The following is a 12,984-nucleotide window of genomic DNA, read 5'->3' on the forward strand; positions in this document are numbered from 1 at the left end:
GAACGGCCGGCGCCCGCGACAGAGGTGGGCGGGGCGTCGGCCGTTCGGGGAGGAGGTCGGCTCAGACGAGCCTGTGCAGCCAGCCGTAGCGGTCGGCGGCGCGGCCGTACTGGATGTCCGTGAGCTGGTCGCGGATCGCGGTCGTGACCTCGCCGGCCACTCCGCCGCCGATCGTCACGTCGAAGCCCTCCCCCGCGAGCCGGCCGATCGGCGTGATGACGGCTGCGGTGCCGCACGCGAACACCTCGGAGACCGAGCCGTCCGCGAGCCCGGCGAGGAGCTCGTCGAGGAGGATGCGCTTCTCGACGACGGCGTGACCGCGGTCGGCGAGGAGCTGCAGGATCGACGACCGCGTCACGCCCTCGAGGATCGACCCCGTGAGCTCAGGGGTCTCGACGGTCCCGTCGGCGCGCACGACAAACACGTTCATGCCGCCGAGCTCGTCGAGGGCGGTGTTCGTGGTCGCGTCGAGGAAGCAGACCTGCTCGCAGCCCTTCTCGTACGCCTCCTGCTGCGGGAGCAGGCTCGCGGCGTAGTTGCCGCCGCACTTCGCCGCACCCGTGCCCCCGGCGCCCGCGCGGTGGTAGTCCTGGGCGACCCAGATCGAGACCGGCTTCACCCCGCCCGCGAAGTACGGCCCGACGGGGCTCGCGATGACGAGGTACTCGACCTCGAGCGACGGCCGCACCCCGAGGAACGCCTCGGACGCGTACATGAACGGCCGCAGGTAGAGGCTCGTCTCCTCTCCGCCCGGGATCCAGTCGACGTCGGTCCGCACGAGCGCCTCGATCGACCCGACGAAGTCCTCGGTGGACAGTGGCGGCAGCGCGAGCCGGTGCGCGGACCTCTGAAACCGCTCCGCGTTGGCCTCGGGCCGGAACGTCCAGACCGAGCCGTCCGCGTGCCGGTACGCCTTGAGACCTTCGAAGATCTCCTGGGCGTAGTGCAGGACGGCGGTCGCCGGGTCGAGCTGCAGCGGGCCGTACTTCTCGACGCGCCGGTCGTGCCACCCGTCGGAGGCAGTCCAGCTCACGCGCGCCATGTGGTCGCTGAAGGCCGTGCCGAACTTGGGTGCTGCGAGCGCGGCCTCACGGTCGGCGTCGGGCGTGGGCGTGTCGGTCAGACGGATGTCGAACGCGTCGACGGCAGTGGTGATGCTCATGGTTCCAGGCCTTTCACTGGCTGAGACGAATCTACCGGTGAAGACGGCCGAGGGGCAGGTGACGGACGGAGACCCGCGGGGCGGCGGGTCAGCCGGCGACGCGTGCGGCGAGGTCGCCGCCCACCTCGGCCGTCGACCGTACTCGATCGCCCCGCTCAGCCAGGTCGGCCGCGACAGCGGCCTCGACGGCCCGCGACTGCTCGCTGAACCCGAGGTGGTCGAGGAGGAGCGCGACCGAGGCGACGGTGGCGGTCGGGTCCGCCTTGCCCTGGCCCGCGATGTCCGGGGCCGAGCCGTGCACGGGCTCGAACATCGACGGCGCGACGAAGCTCCCGTCGGCGTCGCGGTCCGGGTTGATGTTCGCGGAGGCTGCGAGTCCGATGCCGCCGATGATGGCAGCAGCCTGGTCCGTGATGATGTCGCCGAACAGGTTGTCCGTGACGATCACGTCGAAGCGCGACGGCTTCGTGGTGAGGAAGATCGTGGCCGCGTCGACGTGCAGGTAGTCCGTGGTGACGTCGGGGAAGTCGGCGTTGACGGCCTCGACGGTCCGGCGCCACAGGTGCCCGGCGTGCACGAGGACGTTGTGCTTGTGCACGAGCGTGAGGTGCTTGCGCGGCCGCGCCTGAGCGCGCTCGAAGGCGTTGCGCACGACGCGCTCGATGCCGAACGCGGTGTTGACGGAGACCTCGGTCGCGACCTCGTGCGGCGTCCCGACGCGCAGCGCACCACCGTTGCCGGTGTACGGCCCCTCGGTACCCTCGCGCACGACGACGAAGTCGATCTCGCCCGGGTCGGCGAGCGGCGAGCGCACACCCTGGTACAGCTTGGACGGCCGGAGGTTGACGTAGTGGTCGAGGCTGAAGCGCAGCTTGAGGAGCAGGCCCCGCTCGAGGACGCCCGAGGGCACGCTCGGGTCGCCGATCGCGCCGAGGAGGATCGCGTCGTGCTCGCGGATGCTCGCGAGATCGGCGTCGCTCAGCGTCTCGCCGGTCGCGTGCCAGCGACGGGCGCCGAGGTCGAACTCGGTGGGCTGAACCTTCACGTCGGTGCCGGCGAGGGCGGCGTCGAGGACCCGCAGGCCCTGCTCGACGACCTCGGTGCCGATCCCGTCCCCGGCCACGACGGCCAGGCGGATCGAGTCGGGAGTGCGCGTCATGCCCGCCAGGGTACGGCCTCCGGGCCGCATGCCGGACAACCGTCTCACAGTCTGACCGTCAGGGGGTCGTGAGGGTGCGTTCGAGCGACCACGTGGGGTCGAGGAGCTCGAAACGCTCGCACACCACGGGCGTCGCGTCGTCGAAACCCTCGGAGCCGAGCACGCGCCGGAAGTAGCGTCGGTGCTCGTCCCGCCAGGACTCCAGGGACCGGTCGCCCTCGCCCTCGGCCGCCGCGAACTCCGCCGTGACCTGGCCGAACGGCACCGTCTCGACGTGCGTGGTCCGGATCAGCGCGCGTGGCCGGCCTGTGCCGTCGAGCAGGATGGACAGCTCGCCGACCCGCGGGAGCGGCTCGCCGCCGGCCTCGTACTCGGGCAGGGACGACGACGTCGCGGTCTTGCGCCCGGCGAGGACGAGCGCCAGCAGCTCGTCGGCGAGGCGGGGGCTGTCGCCGAACGACCAGGCGGGCGGCGGCACGGCCGAGGCGACGGTCTTGCCGGTGACGACGTCGAGCTGCCCGACGCGCGCCCTGAGCCGCGCGCGCTCCCAGTACGCGAGCACCGCCTCGGCCTGCGCCCGGTCGTGCTCGCACGCCACCGGAGCGACCTGCTCGACGGCGCCGACGACCTCCTCGACCGAGGCGACGGTGACTCCGAGCGCCCCGACCTGCCGGAGCCCCTCGTCGGTCACCTGGGACGTCGCGTCGTCCACGACGACGACACGCAGGTCTCGCTGCGAGGCGTCGATGATGGTCGCGCGGGGACAGTTGGGGAAGTTGCAGCCCGCGACGACGACCGTGTCCACGTCCCAGCCGCGCAGCAGCTCCTCGAGCGGCGTGCGGTAGAACGCCGACCACCGGGGCTTCCAGAGCGCGACCTCCCGCGGCCCGAGCTCCTGAGCCTCCCCGCTCAGCAGCAGTTCGGCGTCGAGCCGGCCGGCCCCGCCGGGCACGAGCTCCTCGAGCAGCTCGGAACCGGGCGTCCCGGGCCGCACGACGGGCGCTCCACCGGCGATCGCCTCACGACGCACCAGGTCGACGTCGTCCCCGTCGTAGATCCGCACGACGTGCACCACGGGCAGCCCGGCCCGCCGGTACGCCTCGACGAGCCGCTCGAGCGCGGGCACGACGGCCCGCGTCCCGCCGACGGGCATGGCCCCGCCCTCGACGAAGTCCACCTGCACGTCGACCACGACCAGCGCCGACGAGCCCCAGTGCGGTTCCGTCCACGAATCCACCAGCCACCACCTCTCAGCGCACCCACGACCGACACGGACGACGACGAGACCACGGCCGAGCGCCGTCGTCGGGCAGGCGACGCCCGAAGGGACGAGAACGGAAGAGGCAGGCGAGGGGGAAACCCTTCGCGCGATCGTGGCGGGCCTGGCGGGAGGCCGCGAGGCACGAGCGGCCGGATGGTAGATCGCGCGAAGGGTTTCCCCCTCGCCTGCCGGACGTCACCCGACGCGGGCGACGCTACCGAGGATCAGCGCGCGGCCGAGCCCTCGACGTAGTCCGAGTCGGACGGCTTGACCCAGGCGAACATCTTGCGCAGCTCGCGGCCGGTCGCCTCGATCGGGTGCGCCTCGCCCTTGGCGCGGAGCTCCTTGAACTCGGGGGCGCCGGCGTCCTGGTCGGCGATGAAGCGCTCGGCGAACGCGCCGGACTGGATGTCGGCGAGGACGGCCTTCATGTTCTCCTTGACGTGCGGGTCGATGACGCGCGGGCCGGAGACGTAGTCGCCGTACTCGGCGGTGTCGGAGACGGACCACCGCTGCTTGGCGATGCCGCCCTCGATCATGAGGTCGACGATGAGCTTGAGCTCGTGGAGGACCTCGAAGTAGGCGACCTCGGGCTGGTAGCCGGCCTCCGTGAGGGTCTCGAAACCGTACTGGACGAGCTGCGACGCGCCGCCGCAGAGGACCGCCTGCTCGCCGAAGAGGTCGGACTCGGTCTCCTCGGTGAAGGTCGTCTTGATGCCGGCCGCGCGCAGGCCGCCGATGGCCTTGGCGTAGGACAGGGCGAGCGCCCAGGCCTGGCCGGAGGCGTCCTGCTCGACGGCGACGATCACGGGCACGCCGCGGCCGTCGACGTACTCGCGGCGCACGAGGTGGCCGGGGCCCTTGGGGGCGACCATGGCGACGTCGTGACCGGCGCCGGGCTTGATGTAGCCGAACCGGATGTTGAAGCCGTGCGCGAAGAAGAGCGCGGCGTCGGACTTGAGGTTGGGCTCGATCTCGCTGGCGTACAGACCGCGCTGGGCCTGGTCGGGCGCGAGGATCATGACGACGTCGGCCTGCTTGACGGCCTCGGCGACGGTGAGGACCTTGAGGCCCTCGTTCTCGGCCTTCTCGCGTGAGGAGGAGCCCTCGCGCAGGCCGATGGTGACGTCGACGCCGGAGTCACGGAGGTTGAGCGCGTGGGCGTGCCCCTGGCTGCCGTAACCGATGACGGCGACCTTCTTGCTCTGGATGATGGACAGGTCGGCGTCGTCGTCGTAGAACAGCTCAGCCACGGTGGTTCTCCTTGGTGGGATTCTTCGTTGGGTCTGGGGAAGGGAAGGTCAGGCGGTGCGGGCCACGCGCTCGAGCGCGCGGTCGGTGATGGAGCGCGGGCCGCGGCCGATGGCGACGGCGCCGGACTGCACGATCTCACGGATGCCGTACGGCTCGAGCGCCGTGAGGAGCGCCTCGAGCTTGTCGGAGGTGCCGGTGGCCTCGACGACGACGGCCTCGGGGTGCACGTCGACGATCTTGGCACGGAAGAGCTGGACGACCTCGAGGACGGCGGTACGGGTGCCGGCGTCGGCGCGGACCTTGACCAGCAGCAGCTCGCGCTGCACGGAGGCCACGGATTCGAGCTCGACGATCTTGATGACGTTGACGAGCTTGTTGAGCTGCTTGGTGACCTGCTCGAGAGGGTGGTCCTCGACGTCGACGACGACGGTCACGCGGGAGATGTCGTCGTGCTCGGTCGGGCCGACGGCGAGCGAGTGGATGTTGAACGCGCGGCGCGCGAAGAGGCCGGCGACGCGCGTGAGCACGCCGGGCTTGTTCTCGACGAGCACCGAGAGGGTGTGCCTGCTCATGTCTTCTGTCTCCTCGGGCTCGGTCAGTCGTCGTCGCGGTCCCACGACGGCGAGATGCCGCGGGCGTACTGGATGTCGTCGTTGGAGACGCCGGCGGCGACCATGGGCCAGACCATCGCGTCGCGCGACACGGTGAAGTCGACGACGACGGGCTGGTCGTCGATCTCGAGGGCCCGCTTGATGGTGGCGTCGACGTCGGCCTTGGTCTCGCACCGCAGCCCGACGCACCCGTAGGCGTCGGCCATCTTGACGAAGTCGGGGACGCGGCGGGTGCCGTGGCCGGTGTGCAGGTCGGTGTTGGAGTACCGCTCGTTGTAGAAGAGGGTCTGCCACTGCCGGACCATGCCGAGCGACGAGTTGTTGACGACGGCGACCTTGATGGGGATCTCGTTGATGACGCAGGTCGCGAGCTCCTGGTTGGTCATCTGGAAGCAGCCGTCACCGTCGATCGCCCACACGGTGGCGTCGGGGCGCGCGACCTTGGCGCCCATGGCGGCGGGCACCGAGTAGCCCATGGTGCCGAGCCCGCCGGAGTTGATCCACGTGCGCGGGTGCTCGTACCGGATGAACTGCGCGGCCCACATCTGGTGCTGTCCGACGCCGCCGACGTAGACGGACTCGGGGCCGGAGACGGCGCCGATCCGCTCGATCACGTACTGCGGCGCGAGCAGGCCGTCCTCGGGCTCGGTGTAGCCGAGCGGGAAGGACTCGCGCCAGCCGTCGATGAGCTGCCACCAGGCCTCGACGTCGGGCTTGCCGTGGGTCTCCTGCTCGCGCGCGAGCTCGGGCAGGAGGTCGGCGAGCACCTCGCGCAGGTCACCGACGATGGGCACGTCGACGGCGCGGTTCTTGCCGATCTCGGCGGGGTCGATGTCGGCGTGGACGACGACGGCGTTCGGCGCGAACGAGTCGAGCCGGCCGGTGACGCGGTCGTCGAAGCGAGCTCCCAGGGCGACCACGAGGTCCGCCTGCTGGAGCGCGGCCACGGCGGGCACCGTGCCGTGCATGCCGGGCATGCCGAGGTTCTGCGGGTGCGAGTCGGGCAGCGCCCCGCGAGCCATGAGCGTCGTGACGGCGGGAGCCCCCGACAGGTCGACGAGCCGCCGCAGCTCGGCGGACGCGTCCGCCCTCACGACGCCGCCGCCCACGTAGAGCACCGGCTTGCGGGCCGTGGCCAGGAGCTTCGCGGCCTCGCGGATCTGCTTCGAGTGAGGCTTGGTGACCGGGTGGTATCCGGGCAGGTCGAGATCCTGCGGCCACGAGAAGGTGGTGGTCGCCTGCATCGCGGACTTCGCGATGTCGACGAGCACCGGGCCGGGACGCCCGGTCCGCGCGATGTGGAACGCCTCGGCGATGGTCCGCGGGATGTCGGCGGGGTCGGTCACGAGGTAGTTGTGCTTCGTGACGGGCATCGTGATGCCGACGATGTCGGCCTCCTGGAACGCGTCCGTGCCGATCGACGACGCCGCGACCTGCCCCGTGATGGCGACCATCGGGATCGAGTCGATGTTCGCGTCCGCGATGGGCGTCACGAGGTTCGTGGCACCCGGCCCGGAGGTGGCCATGCAGACGCCGACCTTCCCGGACGCGTGGGCGTAGCCGGAGGCCGCGTGGCCGCCGCCCTGCTCGTGGCGCACGAGGATGTGGCGGAGCTTCTGAGAGTCCATGAGCGGGTCGTACAGCGGAAGGATCGCACCGCCGGGGATGCCGAACACGGTGTCGACGCCGACCGCCTCGAGGGACCGCACGATCGACTCCGCACCCGTGACCTCGACCGGTGCGACGCGCGGGCCGTCGGCGACCTGGCCGACGCCCTCGCCGGCTACCTTGCGGGCCGCCGGGCGGGCGGGCTTCGCCGTGGCGGGGCGAGCGGAGGGGCGCACGGGCGACGGCGTCGCCTGGCGCGGCGGTGCCGGGATGGGGCCCTGGACCATCGTGTCTCCTGTGATCGGCGGGGTACGGCGGCATGAAAAAACCCCTCGGCCCGAGTCCACGGGTGCTTCGAGGGGTGCGCGCTGACGAGACCTGTGCGGTGGCCTCAGCCGGCGCGCTCAGGAAGTACTACGAGGAGGTTCGTCTGCACGGCTTCACCGTACGCCGATCCCCCTCGGATGTCACACGCCGGGTGCGGACGTCTCACGTGCTGGACGCCCGTGGCTCCCGCGGTCTCGCGCGGCAGCCCGGGCTACTCCAGGATCGCCCCGCGCGACGCCGACTGGACGAGCTTCGTGTACTTGGCGAGGACCCCCCGTGTGTATCTGTGCGGCACGGGCTCCCAGTGCTCCCGCCGGGCGGCGAGCTCGCCGTCGTCCACGAGGAGCTCGAGCGTCTTGCTCGCCACATCGAGACGCACCCGGTCGCCGTCCCGCACGAGAGCGATCGGCCCCCCGTCGACAGCCTCCGGCGCGATGTGGCCCACGCACAGCCCCGTGGTGCCGCCCGAGAAGCGGCCGTCCGTGATGAGCAGGACGTCCTTGCCGAGGCCCGCACCCTTGATCGCTCCGGTGATGGCGAGCATCTCGCGCATCCCCGGCCCGCCCTTGGGTCCCTCGTACCGGATCACCACGACGTCGCCGGCCTGGATCGTGCCGTCCTCCAGCGCGTCGAGCGCCGCCCGCTCGCGCTCGAACACGCGCGCGGCCCCCTCGAAGACGTCCGAGTCGAACCCGGCGGACTTCACGACGGCGCCGTCGGGTGCGAGCGAACCGCCGAGGATCGTGATGCCGCCGGTGCGGTGGATGGGGTCGTCGAGCGCGCGCAGCACCTTGCCGTCGGGGTCGGGCGGGTCGATCGCCTCGAGGTTCTCGGCGACCGTCCTGCCCGTCACGGTGAGGGCGTCACCGTGGATCAGCCCCGCGTCGAGCAGGGCCTTCATGACGACGGGCACGCCACCGATCCGGTCGACGTCGTTCATGACGTACCGCCCGAACGGTTTGACGTCCGACAGGTGCGGGACGTCGGAGCCGATCCGGTCGAAGTCCGCGAGCGTGAGGTCGACGTCGGCCTCGTGCGCGATCGCGAGCAGGTGCAGCACCGCGTTCGTCGAGCCGCCGAACGCCATCACCACCGCGATCGCGTTCTCGAACGCGTCCTTCGTCATGATGTCGCGCGCCGTGATGCCCTGCCGCAGCAGCTCGACGACCGCCTCGCCCGAGCGGTGCGCGAACTGGTCACGGCGGCGGTCCGCCGACGGCGGCGCAGCCGACCCGGGCAGCGACATCCCCATGGCCTCCGCGACCGACGCCATGGTGTTCGCCGTGTACATGCCGCCGCACGCGCCCTCGCCGGGGCAGACGGCACGCTCGATCGCGCCGAGGTCGCGCTCGCTCAGCAGCCCGCGTGCGCACGCGCCGACCGCCTCGAACGCGTCGATCAGCGTCACCTGCTTCTCGCTGCCGTCCTCGAGCTTGGCCCAGCCGGGCGCGATCGTGCCCGCGTACAGGAACACGCTCGCCAGGTCGAGCCGCGCCGCCGCCATGAGCATGCCGGGCAGCGACTTGTCGCAGCCCGCGAGCAGCACCGACCCGTCGAGCCGTTCGGCCGACATGACCGTCTCCACGGAGTCGGCGATGATGTCGCGGCTGACGAGCGAGAAGTGCATGCCCTCGTGGCCCATCGAGATGCCGTCCGAGACGGAGATCGTGCCGAACTCGAGCGGGTACCCGCCGGCGGCGTGCACACCCTCCTTGGCGCCCTGTGCGAGCCGGTCGAGCGACAGGTTGCACGGCGTGATCTCGTTCCACGACGATGCGACGCCGATCTGCGGCTTGGCGAAGTCGTCGTCGCCCATGCCGACGGCGCGCAGCATCCCCCGCGAGGCCGTCGCCTCGATCCCGTCCGTGACCTGGCGCGAGCGGGGCTTGATGTCGAAGTCCGCCATGCTCGCCAGCCTAGGGACGGGGCCGCCGCCTGTCCCCCGCTACGCGACGCCCCCGCCTGGGCAGGGAGAACGGTGATCGCTCAGACGGAGGCGCGGAACTCGTCCTCGAGGATGCTCATCACGATCGCGTCCGCCCACCGGTCGCCGTCCCGATAGACGTCACGCAACCGGCCCTCCTCGCGGAAGCCCAGGGACTCGTAGAGCGCTCGTGCCCGCGGGTTGATGCTCAGGACGTCCAGGCCGACCCGGTGCAGCCGCGGGCCGTCGTCGTCGGCCGAACCATCGAACGCGTAGCGAAGGACCTCGAAGATGGCCTCTCGCCCGTAGCCGCGACCTCGATAGTTCGGCAGGAGCTGGAGGCGCAGGTTCGCCGACCGGGCCGAGTCGTCGAGCTGGTTCAGCACGATCTCGCCGAGCAGGTCGTCCGACACGGGATGCCCGTCACGGACCGCGCCCGACGTGATCGCCCAGTCGTACCGGTCCGGGCGGTCCGCCACCTCGGCCGCCCACACGTCGATCTCCTCGCGCGCGAACGTCGCCGTCGTGCCCGTGAGGCGCAGCGACTCCGGATCCTGGACCGCGTCCCACAGCCGCGACGCGTCACGCGCCTCGATCGGCCGCAGCCTGACCATCTCCCCGTGGAGCACGGGCCCCCGCGTCATACGACCTCCCCCGTCAGCGAACCCGCTCGAGCACCAGCTCACGCACGCGACCGGCGTCCGCCTGGCCACGCGTGGCCTTCATGACCGCGCCGATGATCGCGCCGACCGGCCCCAGGTTGCCGCCGCGGATCTTCTCCGCGATGTCCGGCTGGGCGGCGAGCGCGTCGTCGATCGCGGCCAGGAGCGCGCCGTCGTCCGACACGACCTCGAGCCCGCGCGCGACGACGACCGCCTCGGGGTCCCCCTCGCCCGCGAGAACGCCGTCGAGCACCTGGCGCGCGAGCTTGTCGTTGATCCGGCCGGCATCGACGAGACCCTGGAGCTCGGCGACCTGGGCCGGGGTCACGGGAAGCTGCTCCAGCTCGACCTCCTGCTCCTTCGCGCGGCGCCCCAGCTCGGCCATCCACCACTTGCGGGCGCCCGCGGGGCTCGCGCCCGCGGCGACGGTCGCCTCGATGATGTCGACCGCGCCTGCGTTCACGACGTCGCGCATCTCCAGGTCGGTGTACGCCCATTCGCCCTGCAGCCGCCGACGACGCGCGGCCGGCAGCTCCGGCAGCGACGCCCGGATCTCCTCGACCCAGTCACGGCTCGGAGCGACGGGCACCAGGTCGGGCTCCGGGAAGTACCGGTAGTCCTCGGCGTCGGACTTCACGCGGCCCGACGTCGTCTCGCCGGTGTCCTCGTGCCAGTGGCGCGTCTCCTGGATCACCCTGCCCCCGGCGTCGAGCACTCCCGCCTGGCGCGAGATCTCGTACCGGACCGCGCGCTCGACCGACCGGAACGAGTTGACGTTCTTGGTCTCGGTCCGTGTGCCGAGCGGGCTCTCAGGCGTCGGGCGGAGCGAGACGTTGACGTCGGCACGGACGTTGCCACGCTCCATGCGCGCTTCGGACACGTCGAGCGCCCGGAAGATGTCACGCAGCGTCTGGACGTAGGCCCGAGCGACCTCCGGCGCGCGCTCCCCCGCACCCTCGATCGGTCGCGTGACGATCTCGACGAGCGGGATTCCCGCACGGTTGTAGTCGACGAGGGAGTACTCGGCGCCGTGGATGCGTCCTGCGGCGCCGCCCACGTGGGTGTTCTTGCCGGCGTCCTCCTCCATGTGCGCGCGCTCGATCTCGACACGGAACACGGTCCCGTCCTCGAGCTCGACGTCGAGCCAGCCGTCGTGGGCGATCGGCTCGTCGTACTGCGACGTCTGGAAGTTCTTCGGCACGTCCGGGTAGAAGTAGTTCTTGCGCGCGAACCGGCAGGTCTCGGCGATACCGCAGTTGAGCGCGAGCCCGATCCGGATCGCATACTCGACGGCCTTGCCGTTCACCACCGGGAGCGCACCGGGGAGACCGAGCGACACGGGTGTCGTCTGCGTGTTCGGCTCGCCGCCGAACTCCACCTCGGCCGGGCAGAACATCTTGGTGCGGGTGCCGAGCTCGACGTGCACCTCGATGCCGAGCACCGGGTCGTACCGCTCGACGGCGTCCGTATAGTCGACGAGGGTCTCGTACGTCGTGGTCATCGCGCCACCTCCAGCTCGGGGGCCTGCGCGAGCAGAGGCCCGCCCCAGACGTTCTCCAGCGCAGCCTCCAGGGCCGCGCCCACGCGGTACATGCGGTCGTCCGCCTTCGCGGGCGCGAGGACCTGGAAGCCGACCGGCAGGCCGTCGTCGGACAGGCCCGACGGGATCGACATCCCCGGCACCCCGGCGAGGTTCGCGGGGATGGTCGCGACGTCGTTGAGGTACATCGCCAGCGGGTCGTCGAGCTTCTCACCGAGCTTGAACGCCGTGGTCGGTGCGGTGGGCGAGACGAGGACGTCCGCCTGCGCGAACGCCGCTGCGAAGTCACGCTGGATCAGCGTACGAACCTTCTGCGCGCTGCCGTAGTACGCGTCGTAGTAGCCCGCGGACAGCGCATAGGTGCCGAGGATCACGCGACGCTTGACCTCGTCCCCGAACCCGGCGCCGCGGGTCGCGGACATGACGCGCTCGGCGGTCACGGGACCCTCGGACGGCTCCACGCGCAGTCCGAAGCGCATGCCGTCGAACTTCGCGAGGTTGCTCGAAGCCTCGCTCGGCATGATGAGGTAGTAGGCGCCCAGCGCGTAGACGAAGTGCGGGCACGAGACCTCGACGATCTCGGCGCCCGCCGCCCGCAGGAGGTCGAGGCCCTCCTCGAAGCGTGCGCGCACGCCGGCCTGGTAGCCCTCGCCGCCCAGCTCGGTGACGACACCGACGCGGACGCCCGTGAGGTCGCCCAGCGCGCCCTGTCGGGCCGCGTCCGCCAGCGGAGCCACGGGCTCCGCGATCGACGTGGAGTCCCGGTGGTCGTGACCGCCGATCAGCTCGTGCAGCAACGCGGCGTCGAGCACGGAACGGGTCACGGGACCGGCCTGGTCGAGCGAGGACGCCATGGCGATGAGCCCGTAGCGCGAGACCCCGCCGTAGGTGGGCTTGGATCCGACGGTGCCCGTGACCGCGCCCGGCTGACGGATCGAGCCCCCCGTGTCGGTGCCGATCGCGAGCGGTGCCTCGAACGCCGCCACGGCGGCAGCGGACCCACCGCCGGAACCACCCGGGATCCGCTCGAGGTCCCACGGGTTGTGGGTCTGGCCGTACGCCGAGTGCTCGGTCGACGAGCCCATCGCGAACTCGTCCATGTTCGTCTTGCCGAGGATCGGCAGCCCCGCCGCCTTGAGGCGCTCCACGAGCGTCGCGTCGTACGGCGGCACCCAGCCCTCGAGGATCCGCGAACCGGCGGTCGTCGGGATCCCCTTGGTGACCACGACGTCCTTGACCGCGATCGGCACCCCTGCCAGCGGATGGAGGTCGTCACCGGCGGCGCGACGTGAGTCGACGTCCCGCGCCGCGGCGAGGGCCTCGTCGGAGCTCACGTGCAGGAACGCGTGCACCGCGCCGTCCACGGCCGCGATGCGGTCCAGGTGAGCCTGAGTGGCTTCGACGCTCGAAACTTCGCGGGCCGCGAGGCGCGCGGCGAGGTCCGCGGCCGTGAGCCGCGTCAGATCGTCCGTCATC

10 protein-coding genes are annotated in these 12,984 nt (G+C 71.6%); all 10 read right to left on the bottom strand.

The features are described from left to right. Positions 1-61 precede the first annotated feature (61 nt). The 10 genes from KDY119_RS11925 to gatA all read right to left on the bottom strand — a co-directional run bounded on the left by KDY119_RS11925 (position 62) and on the right by gatA (position 12,983). Positions 62-1,162 (bottom strand): branched-chain amino acid aminotransferase, encoded by a 1,101-nt coding sequence (locus KDY119_RS11925; RefSeq protein WP_036949324.1) that lies wholly within the window; start codon positions 1,160-1,162, stop codon positions 62-64. An 88-nt stretch (positions 1,163-1,250) separates the two neighbouring features. Then, positions 1,251-2,321, bottom strand: coding sequence for a 3-isopropylmalate dehydrogenase (locus tag KDY119_RS11930; protein WP_036949321.1), 1,071 nt, complete (start codon positions 2,319-2,321; stop codon positions 1,251-1,253). Positions 2,322-2,379: 58 nt separating this feature from the next. Further along, positions 2,380-3,558, bottom strand: coding sequence for an isochorismatase family protein (locus KDY119_RS19125; protein WP_153022355.1), 1,179 nt, complete (start codon positions 3,556-3,558; stop codon positions 2,380-2,382). A gap of 248 nt (positions 3,559-3,806) precedes the next feature. Next, positions 3,807-4,835: a ketol-acid reductoisomerase gene (ilvC, locus tag KDY119_RS11940; RefSeq protein ID WP_036949319.1), complete on the bottom strand. Its 1,029-nt coding sequence runs from the start codon at positions 4,833-4,835 to the stop codon at positions 3,807-3,809. A 48-nt stretch (positions 4,836-4,883) separates the two neighbouring features. Continuing rightward, entirely contained in the window at positions 4,884-5,408 is a 525-nt protein-coding gene (ilvN, locus tag KDY119_RS11945) for an acetolactate synthase small subunit (protein WP_036949314.1), read from the bottom strand. A 23-nt stretch (positions 5,409-5,431) separates the two neighbouring features. Then, positions 5,432-7,342 (bottom strand): acetolactate synthase large subunit, encoded by a 1,911-nt coding sequence (locus KDY119_RS11950; RefSeq protein ID WP_153022356.1) that lies wholly within the window; start codon positions 7,340-7,342, stop codon positions 5,432-5,434. A 251-nt stretch (positions 7,343-7,593) separates the two neighbouring features. Then, the gene (gene ilvD, locus KDY119_RS11955; protein WP_036949308.1) at positions 7,594-9,288 is read right to left on the bottom strand and encodes a dihydroxy-acid dehydratase; all 1,695 of its coding nucleotides are present in this window, start codon (positions 9,286-9,288) and stop codon (positions 7,594-7,596) included. A gap of 80 nt (positions 9,289-9,368) precedes the next feature. Continuing rightward, positions 9,369-9,950, bottom strand: coding sequence for a GNAT family N-acetyltransferase (locus tag KDY119_RS11960; protein ID WP_036949306.1), 582 nt, complete (start codon positions 9,948-9,950; stop codon positions 9,369-9,371). 13 nt (positions 9,951-9,963) lie between these two features. Continuing rightward, the gene (gene gatB / locus KDY119_RS11965) at positions 9,964-11,469 is read right to left on the bottom strand and encodes an Asp-tRNA(Asn)/Glu-tRNA(Gln) amidotransferase subunit GatB (protein WP_153022357.1); all 1,506 of its coding nucleotides are present in this window, start codon (positions 11,467-11,469) and stop codon (positions 9,964-9,966) included. After that, complete coding sequence (gatA, locus tag KDY119_RS11970; RefSeq protein WP_036949300.1) at positions 11,466-12,983, bottom strand: Asp-tRNA(Asn)/Glu-tRNA(Gln) amidotransferase subunit GatA; 1,518 nt, start codon at positions 12,981-12,983, stop codon at positions 11,466-11,468. Before gatA ends, gatB begins: the two co-directional genes overlap by 4 nt. Position 12,984: the final 1 nt, after the last annotated feature.

Origin of the sequence: Luteimicrobium xylanilyticum (assembly GCF_009429125.1) — a bacterium.
Lineage (GTDB): Bacteria > Actinomycetota > Actinomycetes > Actinomycetales > Cellulomonadaceae > Luteimicrobium > Luteimicrobium xylanilyticum.